Below are 15,385 nucleotides of genomic sequence, written 5' to 3' on the forward strand. Positions count from 1 at the left end.
CCGAGGAGGCGAGGGGGCAGTGCGCTTTCAGGTGGGCGGCAGCGTCAGGCGCAGCCCGGGGCGGATCAGGTCGGGGTCGGGGCCGATCACGGCACGGTTGGCGGCGTAGATCTCGCGCCAGCGGCGCTCGATCTGCTCGGCCCCGGCCCCGCGCGGCAGGGACGCGGCGGCGACCGTCCACAGCGAGTCGCCGGCGAGTACGACGACAGAGCCGGTGTCGTGCGGCGCCGGATGCGCGACCGGGCGGGTGTGCGCGGGGCCGGACGAGGCCCGAGCCGACGGCTCAGCACCAGCCGCTCGCACGGAGTCGTCGATGCTCGCGCGGTCGGGCAACGGCAGGCCGCCGATCAGCCGGCCCTGCACCGAGGGCGACGCGGCGCCGGCGGGATCGGTCCAGCCCGGCGCCGCACCGGCCGGTGCCCACCCCACCCCGCTGACCAGGGCGACCCCGCAGGCCGCGAGGACGAGCCGGCGCACCGGCCCGCTCGTCGAGGCCGGTCGCTGGAGGCCGCACGCCGCCTCCACCACCGTGACGGTCGTGACCAGCCAGATCCAGGCGCCTGCGGCGGCCGCGGCCAGGGCGGAGACTCGCACGAGCCCGGCGTCGAAGGCGAGCAGCGCCCAGTCTGCGGTCAGGGCCGCGGAGATCTCCTCGCGGATGGCGATGACTCCGAGCCAGACCGCGGCCGTGACACCGACCCACACCATCAGGCAGCGCACCGTCCGGTGCCCGGCCGGGCGGGCACGGGTGCCCGGCGGCGGCATCGGTGGTGTCCTAGACATGGATGACTCTTTCGTTTGCGTGCGTTTGCTTGATTGAAAGACGCTTTGCTCACGAAGTCAATCCGTTGTGCACAGTTGCGAGGAAGACGGTCGTGCCGTCGCTCGGTGCGTCAGACTGGGCGCATGTCGGGGGCGCCGTGAGCTGGGAAGAGCAGCTGTCCGCCCTGTTCGACGACCTCGAGGGTCAGGCCGAGGCGCTGTACGACGCCGAGCGAGAGGCCGAGGTGGCCGACCGCAGCCGCGCGGAGTACCAGCACGTCACGCTCGCGAGCCGGCTGATGGCATCCCTCGGCACCGAGGTCGGCGTGCACGTGGTCGGGCTCGGTGCCCTCCACGGCGAGCTGCACCGCGTGAGCGCGGAGTGGTGCCTGCTCGTCTCTTCGGCGCAGGAGTGGATCGTGCCGCTCTCGGCGGTCGCCGCGGTGCGCGACGCCTCGCCGCGATCGGTTCCCGAGGTGGCCTGGTCGCCGCTCACGCGGCTCGGTCTCGGCTCGGCCCTGCGCCGGCTGGCCGAGGCGGGCGAGCGCTGTCTCGTCCACCTCGCCGACGGCTCGCGTCACGAGGCGCGCCTCACCCGCGTCGGAGCGGACTTCGTGGAGACCAGCGGCGAACGCGGGGCCACCATGCTCGTCGGCTTCGCGCGGCTGGCCGCGGTGCAGAGCCGCACGCGCTGAGGAGCCGGGTGCCGAGCGTCAGGTCGCCTCGACGTCGTACGGCGGGACCTGGCCGTCGGGCAGCCGTCGGTCCCTGCGCCGGCGCTCGGAGGCCTCGTCCTCCTCCATCGCCTCGATGATGTGCTTCCGCACGATGGTGCGGGGGTCGAGGTCGCGGAGCTCCAGGTCGGCGAACTCGGGGCCGAGCTCGGAGCGCAGCTCGTCGCGCGCGCTGTTGGCCATCGTGCGCGCCTTGCGGAGGAGCTGGCCCGCCTGCTGGGCGAGCCCCGGGAGCCGGTCCGGACCGAAGACGAGGACCGCGACGAACGCGATCACTGCCATCTCGGGCAGACCGACGCCGAACATGCGTCAGAACCTACTCGACGGCGTGAGCCCCAGCTGCATGCCGGCCAGGCCGCGTCCGCGGCCGGAGAGCGTGGCCGCGATGGCGCTGAGCTCGAGGGCCGCCGGCGCGGTCGGGTCGGACTCGACGATCGGCTTGCCGGCGTCGCCGCCCTCGCGCAGGGAGATGTCGATCGGGATCGCGCCGAGCACGGGCACGTCGTACCCGAACCGCTGCGACAAGGTGGCTGCTACTCGCTCACCGCCGCCGGACCCGAAGATCTCGAGACGGTGCTCGGTGCCGGCCTCGGCGCAGTGCGGGCAGGGCAGGAAGCTCATGTTCTCGACGACCCCGACGACCCGCTGGTGCATCATCGAGGCCATCGTGCCGGCGCGCTCGGCCACCTCGGCGGCGGCCTCCTGCGGCGTGGTCACGACCAGCACCTCGGCGTTGGGCAGGTGCTGGCCCAGCGAGATCGCGACGTCGCCGGTGCCGGGCGGCAGGTCGAGCAGGAGCACGTCGAGGTCGCCCCAGTAGACGTCGGCGAGCATCTGCACCAGTGCCCGGTCGAGCATCGGGCCACGCCAAGCGACCACCTGGTCGCGGCGCGGCTTGAGCATGCCGATCGAGATGACCGAGACGCCCGAGGGGGTCGGGACCGGCATGATCAGGTCGTCGACCTGGGTCGGCCGGGAGTCGGCCACGCCGAGCATGGCCGGCACCGAGTGCCCGTAGATGTCGGCGTCCACCACGCCGACCTTGAGCCCCTGCTTGGCCAGCGCCAGCGCGAGGTTGACCGTCACCGACGACTTGCCGACGCCGCCCTTGCCGCTGGCGATGGCGTAGACCTTGGTCAGCGAGCCCGGCTGGGCGAACGGGATCTCCCGCTGCGCCTGGCCGCCGCGCAGCGTCTCCCCGAGCTCGCCGCGCTGCTCGGGTGACATGACGCCCAGGGTGAGCTCGACCCGGGCGACGCCGGGGACCCGCTCGACGGCGGCGCTCACGTCTCGGGTGATGGTGTCCTTCATCGGGCAGCCGGCCACTGTCAGCAGCACGGTCACCGAGACGACGCCGTCGGCCGCGATGTCGACCGACTCGACCATGCGCAGCTCGGTGATGGGGCGCTTGATCTCGGGGTCGTTCACGGTCTCCAGGGCAGCCTGGACCTGCTCGAGAGTCGGGGTGCTCATGATCCCCAAGAGTAGTTGCTGCGCCGTGGCCGACCACCGCCGGAGCGGGTCAGGAGTCTGTGACCTGTGCCTCCGCAGAGGACTCCAACGTCGCCTCGGGCTCGGGCCGGGCGCGCTCGTCGAGCTCGCTCAGCAGGGAGCGCAGCTCCGAGCGCATGAAGTCGCGGGTGGCCATCTCGCCCACCGACATCCGGAGCGAGGCGACCTCGCGGGCGAGGTACTCCATGTCGGCGTGTGCGCGGGCGTTCGCCTGGCGGTCCCGCTCGTTGATGATCTTGTCGCGGGTCTCCTGGCGGTTCTGCGCGAGCAGGATGAGCGGGGCGGCGTACGACGCCTGCAGGCTGAGCATCAGGGTGAGGAAGATGAACGGGTAGTCGTCCCACCGCAGGCCGGCGGGCGCCAGCAGGTTCCAGGCGACCCAGACGACCACGAAGAGCGTCATGTAGAGCAGGAACCGCGCCGTGCCCATGAAGCGGGCGAACTGCTCGGCGAACACGCCGAACGCGTCGGAGTTGTACGACGGCCGCCGGACCAGGGCCCGCCGCGTCTCGCGCGGGGTGTCGAGACGGGGACGAGACGTGCGCGACTTGCTCACGAGACACCGCCGATCGGGCCGGGCCGGACGGCGTTGTCTCGCCAGTTCTCGGGCAGCATGTGGTCGAGCAGGTCGTCGACGGTGACCGCCCCGAGGAGGCGGCCCTCCTCGTCGACGACCGGCGCCGCGACGAGGTTGTAGGTCGCCAGGTGGGCCGCGACCTGGTCGATCGTCGCCTCGGGGCGGAGCGGGTCCATCGACTCGTCCAGGGCGGCGGCCACCAGCGTCGACGGCGGCTCACGCAGCAGGCGCTGGATGTGGGCGGCGCCGAGCAACCGTCCCGTGGGCGTCTCGAGCGGCTGCCGGCAGATGTAGACGAGGGCGGCCAGCGAGGGCGTGAGCTCGGGGTTGCGGACGTGGGCGAGGGCGTCGGCCACGGTCGCCTGCGGGTCGAGGATGACCGGCTCGGGCGTCATCATCGCGCCGGCCGTGTGCTCGGCGTACGACATCAGGCGCCGGACGTCCTCGGCCTCGTCGGGCTCCATCAGCGCCAGCAGGGTGGCCCCCATGTCGGCGGGCAGGTCGGCGATCAGGTCGGCGGCGTCGTCGGGGGACATCTCCTCCAGCACGTCGGCGGCGCGCTCGGAGTCGAGGTGCTCGAGGATCTCGACCTGGTCCTCCTCGGGCAGCTCCTCCAGGACGTCGGCGAGGCGCTCGTCGTCGAGGGCGGCGATGACGGCGCGCCGGCGCTCGGCGGGCAGCCCGTGGATCATGTGCGCCGCGTCGGCCGGGCGCATCTCGTTCATGGCGGCCAGCAGCTGGGTGGCGCCCTGGGTGGCCTCGCGACGGGTGAGCCCGTCGACGTCGCGCCACTCGGCGACGTGGGTCTGCCCGCGACGCCGGAAGCCCTTGGCGGACTCGGCCACGGCGACCCGACTGAGAACCCAGTCGCGGTTGCGCGCCTGCTCCATCGCGACGTCGTAGACCGTGCCGGTGATGCCCGACGTCCGGATGGTGACGGAGCGGTCGAGCATCTGCGCCATCACCAGGGTCTCGGTGGGGCGCTGCTCGAAGCGCCGCATGTTGAGCAGCCCGGTCGTCGACACCTGCCCGGCGTCGACGTGGGTGACCCGCGTCATCGGCACGAAGATCCGGCGCCGTCCGAACACCTCCGCGACCAGGCCGAGCACGCGGGGCTGGTTGGCCTCCGAGCGCAGCGCCACCACGATGTCGCGCACCTTCGCCACCTGGTCGCCCTGGGGGTCGAAGACGGGCAGCCCGACCAGACGGGCGACGTAGACGCGGGTGGGGGTGGTGCTCACTGTCCAAACGTACCGGCCCGCACGGCCCCTGATCGCTCGCTGGTCAGCGTTGCGCGGAGGAGTAGAACTCCTTCGCGCACGTCTCGCCGGCGCAGGTGTGCTGCTCCTTGGCCAGCCGGCGCAGCTCGCGCAGCTGGGTCGCGAAGCGCGGATCGGCGGCGACGCTGCTCAGCTGCCAGGGGTCGAGGTCGCGGTTGTAGAGCTCCTCGCGGCGGGCGGGGGTCCGCACGTAGGTCCACGGCCCGGCCCACACGCCGTAGTAGAGCGGGGTGAGACCGCCCTTCACGCGGTAGCCCTCGATGGGTACGACGCGGGTGTCGGCGTCCGTCGTGAGGTAGGGCGTCACGTCGACGCCGTCCTGCGGTCGCGTGGGGGTGGCGCCGGCCAGCGCCGCGAACGTGGTGGCCAGGTCCGGGTTGGTGACCGGGGTCGACACGACCTTGCCGTGCGGCAGCCCCGGCCCGCGCATGACCATCGGGATGCCGAGGATGTCGGAGAAGTACCAGAGCTTGCCGGCGATGTTGTGCTCGCCCTGGGAGTAGCCGTTGTCGCCGGTGAACACCACCCAGGTGTTGTCGAGCTGTCCGGTGTCACGGAGCGCCTCGATGGTGTCGGCGACCGCGTCGTCGACCGACTGCAGCGCCTCGAGCCGCTGCTGGTAGGACTCGCGCAGCAGCTCGCGGTCGCGGTCGTTCCACCTGTCCCAGGTCAGCTTGGCGACCGTCTTGTCGGACGTCTCCGCCTCGAACATGTCGGGGGTGTCGGGCAGGTCCTGGTCCTCGAATGTGTCCTCGTACTCCCGCGCGGGCACGGTCGTCTTGAGGTGCTTCTCGTTGTCGGGGTCGGTCTCGGCCGGGTCGTCGTCCTGGGCCGGCTGCCCGGTGTGCGGGGCGACGTAGTTGACCCACATGTACCACGGCTTGTCCTGGCGCGCCGGCTCGGAGATCTGCTCGACGGCGAGGTCGCGCAGCAGGTCGGTGGAGTACTCCTCGTGCTCGCTCAGCTCACCGTTGTGGTTGATCGTGGGCTTCTCGAAGTCGTACGTCGTCGGGTCGACGGTGGCCTGCCAGTCGGTCCACCCCGGCGGCACGTAGGTGGCGTCGTCCTCGCCGTAGCCGTTGAGGTACTTGCCCACGAACATCGTGTCGTAGCCAGCGGCCTGCAGCCACACGGGCAGCGTGTCCTGGTCGGCGAAGGCGTCGAAGCCGCCCCCCTCGCCCTCGATCGTGACCGCGCCGTGGTTGTGGGCGTACTGCCCGGTGATCAGGGACGCTCGGGCCGGCACGCAGATCGGGGTCGGGGCCAGCCCGTTCTCGACCGTGACGCCCTCGTCGGCGACGTACTGCTGGAGCTTCGGCATGTGGTCGAGGTCGCCGATGGCGGCGTCGTCGGCGGTGATCAGCAGGATGTTGGGCCGCCCGGCGCCCCGCGACAACGGCCTCGGGGCCACGGCCGACGCCGGCAGCACCGTGTCGCGCGGACCGGGATCGGGCACGGGCGCCGCGGTGGTGGGAGTCTGCCGCTTCGGCTTGGCGCGCGGCTGCGCGTCGTCGGAGGTGCACGCCGCGGCGCCGGTGGCCATCAGGGCGAGGGTCGTCAGGGCCACCAGGCACCGACGGCCGGGGCGTTGCGGGCCGTGCCGCATGCGGAGCACCTCACTGATGACGGGTCTGGGGGAGCAGGCTCTCGATCCTAGACGTGGCAGGACAACGGCGGATGCTAGGTTCGCCCCTGTTGACGAGCCTTTGGAGACCGGATCGAGGCAGCAAGTGACGCGTCGGGTGATTCTTCACGTGGGTGCGATGAAGACCGGCACCAGCTTCGTCCAGTCGGTGCTGGCCACCCATCGCGAGGCGCTGGCCGAGGCCGGCATCGGCTATCCCGCGGCGAGCCCGCAGGCAGTGCTGGACCTCCTCAAGCTGCCCCGGCTCCCGAAGGAGCACCGCGAGCGCTGGCAGGCCCTGGCGGCAGCCACCGACGGCGACCTGCTCGTCTCGATGGAGTTCCTCAGCTTCGCGACCGAGCGCCAGGTCGCCGCCGCGCTCGAGCCCTTCGCCGGCGACCGGGTCGAGGTCGTCGTGTCCGTGCGTGACCAGCTCGGTGCGATCCCCGCCCAGTGGCAGACCTACTGCCGCAACCTCGGCACCGAGGGCTGGCCCGACTACCTCCGCTCGATCGAGCCCACGTTCCTGGGCCGGCCGCGCCGGACCCGCGCGTTCAAGACGTTCAACCGCGCCCAGCAGATCCCCACGTTCGTACGCCGCTGGGAGGAGGCCCCAGGAGTCTCGAGCGTCCACGTCGTCACCGTGCCCCCGTCGGGCTCGCCGCCCGGGGTGCTGTGGCAGCGCTTCGCGGCGGCCGCCGGCCTTCCCGACATCGAGGTCGACCTGTCGATCGTCGAGTCGAACCCGTCACTGGGCTACGGGTCCTGCGACCTCCTGCGTCGGGCCAACGAGCACCTCTCCGTGGTGCGACCCAAGGACTACCGGCGGGGCGTGCGCAAGCTCGCCCGCGGCGCCCTGGTCGTCCGGCGCGGCGAGGAGTCCAAGCCGGTCCTCGACCGTGGGGGCGTCAAGCTCGGCCTCGCGATCAACCGGGAGGTCCGCTCGTTCCTCGAGGAGCGCGGCTACCCGGTCTTCGGCCACCTGGCCGACATCCGCCTCGACGCCGACATCGACGCCGTACCCGACAAGGCGCCCGCCGTCGACGAGTCCGAGACGCGTGCCGCAGCCCTGGCCGCCCGCACCTGGCTCGCCGGCCGGCTGGGTGAGGATCCGGGTCCCGCGCACGGGCCGCTCGACGAGCTCGTCCGCGACACGTCCCTGCTCCTGGCGCGCGCCAACGGCTGGAGTGGCGTGGGCTCGCCCGGCCCGGCGGCCGGGGTGGGGGTGCGGTGAGCGTGGCGACGATGCAGGACGTCCGGGTCGACGACGACGGGATCCGGTTCAGCTCTCGTGACGACGTCGTCGTCGACGTGACGTTCGACGGCCGCCGGGTGTGGTCGTTCTGGCTCCAGCGGGACACCCAGGGCCGTGGCGGCGAGCGCGAGATCGCCTGGCCGCAGCCGCTGCGCCGCTTCCTGGACGGCGAGACCCGGCTCGCTCTGGTCGACCACGTCGCCGAGGCCGAGCTGTACGCCGCCGACGTGACGCTCGGAGAGGGCAGCGGCCGGATCGCCGTACAGGATCGCAAGGGCCGGCCGCTCGGCCTCGACAAGTCCAACCGGCTCTCCCGGCTGTTCGAGAGCCGCGACAGCGACCAGGTGGCACCGCTCATGGACGCTATCGACACGGTGCTGAAGGCGCTCGACGACTGCGGCATCGAGGGCTTCGTCGCCTACGGCACCCTGCTCGGCGCCTTCCGCGACGGCAGGCTCATCGGCCACGACTCCGACGCCGACCTCGGCTACGTCAGCAGGCACACCCATCCGGTGGACGTGATGCTCGAGTCGTTCGCCCTCCAGCGCACCCTCGTCGAGATGGGCTTCGTGGTCACCCGCTACAGCGGCATCGCGGTCAAGGTGCACGTGCCCGAGGCCGACGGCACCATCAGAGGCCTCGACGTCTTCGGCGGCTTCATGCGCGACGAGATGCTCTACCTGATGGGGGAGGTGCGCGCTCCGTTCCAGGAGGAGTGGATCTTCCCGCGCGGCACGGTTGAGCTCGAGGGCCGCACCTTCGCGGCGCCGGCGCAGCCCGACCGTCTCCTGGCGGCGATGTACGGCGAGAGCTGGCGCGTCCCCGACCCCGCCTACGAGTTCACCACCCCCGACTCCACGCGGCTGCGGCTCAACGGCTGGTTCCGCGGGATCCGCGTGGGCCAGGGCCGGGGCATGGGTGGCAGGGACATCAGCCCCGACGAGCCCAGCAGCTTCGTGCGGTGGGTGCACGCGCAGGCGGCCCCGGACGTCGGTACGTTCGTCGACCTCGGCTGCGGCTACGGCACCGACGCGGTCTGGCTGGGGCGCCAGGGTCGCTCGACGTGGGGGATGGACGCGCACTACAAGTCCTACGTCCGGATGCGGAAGGTCGCCGAGGCCGAGGACCTGCCAGTGCGCTACCGCTGGGTGAACCTCACCGAGCACCGGTCCGTCCTCGACGCGGCGGCCGACCTGTCCCGGTTGCCCGGCCCGCGCGTGGTGATGGCCCGCCACGTGCTCGACGTCCTCGACGGGACCGGTCGCGACAACCTGCTGCGGCTGGCCCGGGTGCTCACCCGCGGGGGAGGCACGTTCTTCTGCCAGGTGCAGATGACCGCCGACCGCAACCCCGAGAGCCATGGACAGGTGACGCCCGTCGACCTGTCCGGACTTCTCGACCTGGTCGCCGGCCACGGTGGCAGCGTGGTCGACGTCGACACCCTCAACGAGGCCGACCCCGCTGGCGCCGACAACATCGCCAGACTGATCGTCACCTGGAAGTGAGAGCCATGAAGACTGACAACGTGAAGAGCATCGCCGGCCGGTTCGCCGCACGGCGGTCCCTGCGCGCTCGGGTGACGGCTCTCGAGGAGGCCGTGCAGGAGAACCGACAGCTCAACCTGCGCATCGCCGAGCTCACCGACGCCATGATGGAGCTGGTGGTCCCGCTCTCCGAGCGCGACGAGAGCAAGGTCCAGGCCGTCGTCGACCGCTACCGCGAAAGCCTGGGCGGGCCGCGCTGATGAGCCGCCGGGTCTTCGTGCATCTCGGCCTGCCCAAGACGGGTACGACGTACCTCCAGGCAGCGCTGTGGTCCAACAAGACCCGCCTGCGCAAGGCCGGTGTGCTGGTGCCGGGCCAGGGGCACCGTCGGCACCTGCTGGCCTCGTTGGACATCCGGGAGGACCCCCGGCTCTCGCGGCGGGCCGGCAACATCAAGAACCCGTGGCAGGACCTCGTCGACGAGGCGCTCGCCTTCGACGGCGACGTGCTGATCAGCCACGAGTTCTTCGGCGCAGCCGCCCCCGAGCACGTGCAGCGGATGGTCGACTCGTTCCCCGACGACGAGCTGCACGCCATCGTCACGGCCCGGCCGCTGACCGAGCTTGTCGCGTCCCGCTGGCAGGAGTGGATCAAGAACGGCGGCTCGCTGGCCATCGACGACTGGCCGGTGCGCAAGGCCTACGACCCCGTCAACGAATGGGGCTGGGGCTCCTTCGACCTGCACGACATCCTCAAGCGGTGGTCGCAGGTGCTGCCCCGCGAGCGCATCCACGTCCTGCCCGTCGACCCCGGCGCCGACGACCCCGAGGAGCTGTGGCTCAGGTTCTGCGGCGTCCTGGGCCTGGACGGGTCCCGCTTCCCCGCACCGTCGGAGGTGGTGAACCCGTCCCTGGGCGTGGTCGAGGTGGAGCTGATGCGCCGCGTCACCCCGCACCTCACCGACTTCCTCACCGCCGGTGACCGGGGCCGCTGGGTGCGCGGCTACCTCGCCGAGGGCGGCGTGCTCCCGGAGTCCGGTGAGCGGTTCCGGGTCGGCCGGGAGGCCTACGAGAAGCAGCACCTCAAGCGAGCCCGCAAGGCGGTCGAGCTGATCGCCGAGGGCGGCTTCGACGTCCGCGGTGACGCGGCGCTGCTGGAGCCCCGCCCGCTTCCCGACCGGCGGCACCCGAGCGAGGTGAGCGACGCCGAGCTGGTCGAGTCGGCTGCCCAGACGATCGCCGCGATGCTCGAGGACGTCCGCAGCATCTCCCGCGAGCGCGACGAGCTACGGCGCCAGCTCGCGGAGGAGGAAGGGCTCGCGTCCACCCCCGGCTCTGCCGATGAGGACGAGCCCGCGACCTGGGTTAGGCTCTCTCGGTCGCTGAACAGACTGCGGAGGCATGGGGAATGAAGTTCCGGGGGATCACCCTGCTCGTTGTGGTGCTCGTTTTCACCGCATTGGCTGCACCGGCCCAGGCCGGGCGCAACTGGGAACCACGCGAGGGCGGTCATTTCAACCACCCCCGTGAGGCACTCCGCAAGGAAGTCCGCATCGAGAGGACGATCCTCGAGACCATCAACCACGCCAAGCGTGGCTCGCGGATCCGGGTGTCGCTCTTCTCCTGGGACCGTCAGCGGATGGCTCAGGCCCTCGTGCGCGCCAAGAAGCGCGGCGTGCGCGTCCAGGTGCTGCTCAACAACCACCAGTTCACCCCCGCCCAGAGGATCCTCAAGCAGGGCCTGGGCGGCGGTCGTTGGAACAAGAGCTTCTCCTACGAGTGCCACTTCGGCTGCCGGCACTACAACCGCGGCGAGAACCTCCACACCAAGATGTTCCTGTTCTCCGCGCTGAAGAGCGGCGCGACCAACGTCGTGTTCACCGGGTCGTTCAACCTCACCGAGAACTCCGTGGTCAACCAGTGGAACGACATGTTCGTCCGCAAGAACGACCCCGCGCTCTTCGCGGGCATGGACGAGCTGTGGCGGATGATGCGCAAGGACAAGCGCACCAAGGACCCCTACTGGGTCAAGCAGGCCGGGGAGTTCCTGCTCCAGGCCATGCCGTTCCCGTCGCCGACGATCAAGACCGACCCCGAGATGGCGATCCTCAACCAGATCGACTGCAAGACCCCGCCCGCACCGGGCTACGGCCGTGACGGCCGCACCCTCGTGCGCGTCTCCATGCACTCCTGGGCCGACGCGCGCGGCGTCTACCTCGCCAACAAGATGCGCGAGCTGTACGCCGCGGGCTGCGACGTGCAGGTGATGTACGGCATGGCCGGGGTCGCTGTCCGCAAGGCCCTGGCCGGCCGCACCGCGCGCGGCTACCTGCCCGTCCACGTCGACGGCTACGACACCGACTACGACGGTGAGATCGACCTCTACAGCCACCAGAAGTACCTCGCGGTCTCCGGGACCTACGAGGGCAACCCGGCGAACGCCGGAGTGTGGACCGGGTCGAGCAACTGGAACTTCGGCGGGCTCCGCGGCGACGAGCTGATCATCCGGCTCCCCGGGCGCTACTTCCCGCAGTGGCTCGAGAACTTCGAGTACATCTGGCGCAACGGCTCCCACCTCGCTCTCTACATCCCCTACCGGGTGCCCACCGGCTACGGCCGGATGGTGACGCAGACGCCGGTCGACGAGCCGCAGCTGAAGAAGGGTGATGCCTGGGAGGACGACTGATCCTTCCGGCACTCCGCCTGGCCGTCTCGGGATGCAGGTCCCCGACCGACGGCGTCGTACCCGCCCGTAACATGGCGGGTCGTCGGGCTCGCTCCACAGATAGGACATGCCATGGGTCGTCTCTGCCAGACCGAGGGTCTCTCCGAGGACCAGACCGAGATCCTCAAGGCGGTCCGCACGTTCGTCAACGACCAGATCCTCCCGGTGGCGACCGAGCTCGAGCACGCCGACGAGTACCCGCAGGAGATCGTCGACGGACTCAAGGAGCTCGGCATCTTCGGGCTCACGATCCCCGAGGAGTACGACGGCCTCGGCGAGTCGCTGCTGACGTACGCGCTGTGCGTCGAGGAGATCGCGCGCGGCTGGATGAGCGTCGCCGGTGTCATCAACACCCACTTCATCGTGGCCTACCTGCTCATGCAGCACGGCACCGAGGAGCAGAAGAGGAAGTACCTGCCCAAGATGGCCACGGGTGAGGTGCGCGGCGCGTTCTCGATGTCGGAGCCGGGCCTGGGCTCCGACGTGGCCGCGATCAAGACCCGGGCGAAGCGGACCGACTCCGCCGACGGGGGAGGCTACGAGATCACCGGCCAGAAGATGTGGCTGACCAACGGCGGGTCATCGAACCTGGTGGCGGTGCTGGTGCGCACCGACGAGGGCGACGACGACACGTCGGTCTACAAGAGGATGACGACCTTCCTGGTGGAGAAGGAGCCCGGCTTCGGCGAGACCGCCCAGGGCGTCACCATTCCCGGGAAGATCGACAAGATGGGGTACAAGGGCGTCGACACGACCGAGGCCGTCTTCGAGGGCCACCGGATCTCGGCTGACCAGATCCTCGGTGGCGAGGCCGGCAAGGGCTTCTACCAGATGATGGACGGGGTCGAGGTCGGCCGCGTCAACGTCGCCGCACGCGCCTGCGGCATCGCGAACCGGGCCTTCGAGCTCGCTATCGCCTATGCGCAGCAGCGGGAGACCTTCGGCAAGCCGATCGCGCAGCACCAGGCGATCCTCTTCCGGCTCGCGGAGATGGCCACCAAGGTCGAGACCGCCCACGCGATGATGGTCCGCGCCGCCCGGCTCAAGGACAAGGGCGAGCGCAACGACGTGGAGGCCGGGATGGCCAAGTACCTCGCCGCGGAGTACTGCAAGGAGGTCGTCGAGGACTCCTTCCGGATCCATGGCGGCTACGGGTACTCCAAGGAGTACGAGATCGAGCGGCTCTACCGGGAGGCCGCGTTCATGCTCATCGGCGAGGGCACCGCCGACATCCAGAAGATGATCATCGGCCGTCGCCTGCTCGAGGACTACAAGCTGCGCTGATGCCGGCGTGGCACTCCGGGCGTCGGCGAATGTCCGGCCTCGGCACGGGCCAGAGGTTAGACTCGGGGCACCGCCCGGTGGAGACACCTGTGGCGCGACATTGACTCAGCACCAGGAGGCGAAATCGTGCGGCCATCTCGGTACGCCCACACCGACGTACTGCGTGCAGGCGCCGTGGCGGTGGTCGTCGCCCTGATCCTCGCCGCGCTGACGCTCGACCTCGACAGGTCGCCGCGCAAGGAGGCCGCGCCCGAGGAGTCGTCGACGACCTCCACCGACGTCGTCGAGCAGGTGGCCGCCCGCCCCAAGAAGACCGAGGCCAAGACCGCCAAGGCGCAGGTCGCCGAGCGGGAGCAGGCCGTCAAGAAGCTCGCCCGCGTCGCCCAGTCCAAGGCCGACTACCGCGAGGAGCTGCTCACCAAGCTCGGCCGGGTCCCGGTGGGCGCCACCGCACCCACGAGCGTGCGGATCAGCTCCTTCAACATCCTCGGCGCCGGACACACCGCCCCCGGCGGCAACCGCACGGGCTACGCCGCCGGCTCGACCCGGATGCAGTGGACCACCAGCCTTCTCCAGCTCCACGACGTCGACGTCGTCGGGTTCCAGGAGTTCCAGCCGCCCCAGTACACCGCCTTCATGGCGACCTTGGGCGGGCAGTACGGCGTCTACCCCGGCCCGGAGCTCGGCCCGGCCGCGATGGCCAACTCCATCGCCTACCGCCTCGACAAGTGGGAGCTCGTCACCGCCACCGGCATCGACATCCCCTACTTCGGCGGCAACCCGATCAAGATGCCGTTGGTCCTGCTCAAGAACAAGCAGACCGGCCGCCAGATCTACTTCGCGAACTTCCACAACCCGGCCGACGCGCAGGGCCCGGCGCAGCAGTGGCGCAACCAGGCGACCCAGATCCAGGTCGACATGGTCAACAACCTGCGCGCCACCACCGGCCTGCCGGTCTTCATCACCGGTGACATGAACGAGCGCGAAGAGTACTTCTGCCCGATCACCACGCAGGCCTCCATGAAGGCGGCCAACGGCGGCGGCACCGGACCCGGCAGCTGCGCGATGCCGCCCAAGCCGTGGCAGGTCGACTGGATCTTCGGCTCGCCCGAGGTCACGTTCTCCAACTACGTCGCCGACCGCAGCCCGCTGGTCGCCCGCACCACCGACCACCCGATGGTGGTGGCCGACGCGACCGTGGCGGCAGCCATCGGCACGGGCGAGTGCTTCCCGGTCCGCAAGGGGGCCGGCTGGGTCGGCTGCCCCGGAGACGGCACACTGGGCCGCACCAACACCGACACCGGCACCACCGACTCACCGACTAGGGAAGGCCAGTGACGATGAGCGACACGACCGGCAACGAGGACATCAAGGCCAAGATGCGCGAGGCCCTGGACCGCAAGAACACCAAGGAGAAGGGCGTCCACCAGGACGGCCCGGTGCGCGAGAAGGCGCACGGCTCCGAGGTCGAGGGCGGCACGGGTCCGAAGATGCACCGGCGCAAGGCCGGCGGCGGCGGCTCCTGACGGCGGCGGGCCCGTGAGATAACCCACGCGGGCCGGTGGTCGCGGGGCGCGGCTCCGGTCCGACAGGATGGGGCTCATGCAGTTCGGACGCAGCTATGAGGAGTTCGAGGTAGGTGCGACCTACAAGCACTGGCCCGGGAAGACGGTCACCGAGTCCGACGACCACCTGTTCTGCCTCCTCACGATGAACCACCACCCGCTGCACCTCGACGCCAACTACGCGAGCGAGACGACGCAGTTCGGCAGGAACGTCGTGGTGGGCAACTACGTCTACTCCATCCTGCTCGGCATGAGCGTGCCCGACGTCTCGGGCAAGGCGATCGCCAACCTGGAGGTCGAGTCGCTGCGCCACGTGGCGCCGACGTTCCACGGCGACACGCTCTACGGCGAGACGACGGTGCTCGACAAGTGGGAGTCGAAGTCCAAGGACGACCGCGGCGTCGTACACGTCGAGACCATCGGCTACAACCAGGACGGCACGGTCGTGTGCATCTTCCGCCGCAAGGTGATGGTGCCCAAGGACAGCTACCTCGCCGAGCGCGGAGGCGAGCAGCCCGGTCGCCCCACCCCGAAGCCCGACCGGAACTGGCCCGGGCAGCGCGCGGACTAGCTCTCAGCACCCG

16 protein-coding genes are annotated in these 15,385 nt (G+C 70.7%); 10 read left to right on the forward strand and 6 right to left on the reverse strand.

The annotated features are described in order from the left end of the window. Window positions 1-27 precede the first annotated feature (27 nt). Complete coding sequence (locus ACP7BP_RS12125; protein ID WP_426244878.1) at window positions 28-783, reverse strand: LysM peptidoglycan-binding domain-containing protein; 756 nt, start codon at window positions 781-783, stop codon at window positions 28-30. 137 nt (window positions 784-920) lie between these two features. Here ACP7BP_RS12125 and ACP7BP_RS12130 point away from each other — a divergent pair, with 137 nt between their 5' ends. Continuing rightward, complete coding sequence (locus ACP7BP_RS12130; protein WP_426244879.1) at window positions 921-1,457, forward strand: hypothetical protein; 537 nt, start codon at window positions 921-923, stop codon at window positions 1,455-1,457. Window positions 1,458-1,475: 18 nt separating this feature from the next. Here ACP7BP_RS12130 and ACP7BP_RS12135 read toward each other — a convergent pair whose 3' ends face one another. From ACP7BP_RS12135 to ACP7BP_RS12155, 5 genes are read right to left on the reverse strand one after another with little or no spacing between them, the layout of a single operon-like run. Continuing rightward, window positions 1,476-1,802 (reverse strand): sec-independent translocase, encoded by a 327-nt coding sequence (locus tag ACP7BP_RS12135; protein WP_426244880.1) that lies wholly within the window; start codon window positions 1,800-1,802, stop codon window positions 1,476-1,478. Between the two features lie 3 nt (window positions 1,803-1,805). Further along, window positions 1,806-2,969: an Mrp/NBP35 family ATP-binding protein gene (locus tag ACP7BP_RS12140; RefSeq protein WP_426244881.1), complete on the reverse strand. Its 1,164-nt coding sequence runs from the start codon at window positions 2,967-2,969 to the stop codon at window positions 1,806-1,808. A 49-nt stretch (window positions 2,970-3,018) separates the two neighbouring features. Further along, window positions 3,019-3,564, reverse strand: a complete 546-nt coding sequence (locus ACP7BP_RS12145) for a DUF1003 domain-containing protein (protein WP_426244882.1) — start codon at window positions 3,562-3,564, stop codon at window positions 3,019-3,021. Next, window positions 3,561-4,826, reverse strand: coding sequence for a magnesium transporter MgtE N-terminal domain-containing protein (locus ACP7BP_RS12150; protein WP_426244883.1), 1,266 nt, complete (start codon window positions 4,824-4,826; stop codon window positions 3,561-3,563). Before ACP7BP_RS12150 ends, ACP7BP_RS12145 begins: the two co-directional genes overlap by 4 nt. Window positions 4,827-4,869: 43 nt before the next feature. Continuing rightward, entirely contained in the window at window positions 4,870-6,471 is a 1,602-nt protein-coding gene (locus tag ACP7BP_RS12155; protein WP_426244884.1) for a sulfatase family protein, read from the reverse strand. A 157-nt stretch (window positions 6,472-6,628) separates the two neighbouring features. Between ACP7BP_RS12155 and ACP7BP_RS12160 the strand changes: the two genes are divergently transcribed. From ACP7BP_RS12160 to ACP7BP_RS12200, 9 genes are all read left to right on the forward strand, one after another. Then, window positions 6,629-7,723: a hypothetical protein gene (locus tag ACP7BP_RS12160; RefSeq protein WP_426244885.1), complete on the forward strand. Its 1,095-nt coding sequence runs from the start codon at window positions 6,629-6,631 to the stop codon at window positions 7,721-7,723. Next, on the forward strand, window positions 7,720-9,249 hold the full coding sequence (locus ACP7BP_RS12165; protein ID WP_426244886.1) for a hypothetical protein: 1,530 nt from the start codon (window positions 7,720-7,722) through the stop codon (window positions 9,247-9,249). The genes ACP7BP_RS12160 and ACP7BP_RS12165 overlap by 4 nt, the downstream gene beginning before the upstream one ends. A 5-nt stretch (window positions 9,250-9,254) precedes the next feature. After that, complete coding sequence (locus tag ACP7BP_RS12170; protein WP_426244887.1) at window positions 9,255-9,488, forward strand: DUF6752 domain-containing protein; 234 nt, start codon at window positions 9,255-9,257, stop codon at window positions 9,486-9,488. Then, a complete protein-coding gene (locus ACP7BP_RS12175) occupies window positions 9,488-10,639 on the forward strand; it encodes a hypothetical protein (protein ID WP_426244888.1) in 1,152 nt (383 codons plus the stop codon). Before ACP7BP_RS12170 ends, ACP7BP_RS12175 begins: the two co-directional genes overlap by 1 nt. After that, entirely contained in the window at window positions 10,636-11,913 is a 1,278-nt protein-coding gene (locus tag ACP7BP_RS12180; protein WP_426244889.1) for a phospholipase D-like domain-containing protein, read from the forward strand. Before ACP7BP_RS12175 ends, ACP7BP_RS12180 begins: the two co-directional genes overlap by 4 nt. Window positions 11,914-12,024: 111 nt before the next feature. Continuing rightward, the gene (locus tag ACP7BP_RS12185; RefSeq protein WP_426244890.1) at window positions 12,025-13,236 is read left to right on the forward strand and encodes an acyl-CoA dehydrogenase family protein; all 1,212 of its coding nucleotides are present in this window, start codon (window positions 12,025-12,027) and stop codon (window positions 13,234-13,236) included. A 126-nt stretch (window positions 13,237-13,362) separates the two neighbouring features. After that, window positions 13,363-14,574: an endonuclease/exonuclease/phosphatase family protein gene (locus tag ACP7BP_RS12190; protein ID WP_426244891.1), complete on the forward strand. Its 1,212-nt coding sequence runs from the start codon at window positions 13,363-13,365 to the stop codon at window positions 14,572-14,574. 2 nt (window positions 14,575-14,576) lie between these two features. Beyond that, window positions 14,577-14,762, forward strand: a complete 186-nt coding sequence (locus tag ACP7BP_RS12195) for a DUF5302 domain-containing protein (protein WP_426244892.1) — start codon at window positions 14,577-14,579, stop codon at window positions 14,760-14,762. A 67-nt stretch (window positions 14,763-14,829) separates the two neighbouring features. Continuing rightward, window positions 14,830-15,372, forward strand: coding sequence for a MaoC family dehydratase (locus tag ACP7BP_RS12200; RefSeq protein ID WP_426244893.1), 543 nt, complete (start codon window positions 14,830-14,832; stop codon window positions 15,370-15,372). The last annotated feature ends 13 nt before the right edge of the window (window positions 15,373-15,385 follow it).

Origin of the sequence: Nocardioides sp. LHG3406-4 (assembly GCF_049897745.1) — a bacterium.
Lineage (GTDB): Bacteria > Actinomycetota > Actinomycetes > Propionibacteriales > Nocardioidaceae > Nocardioides.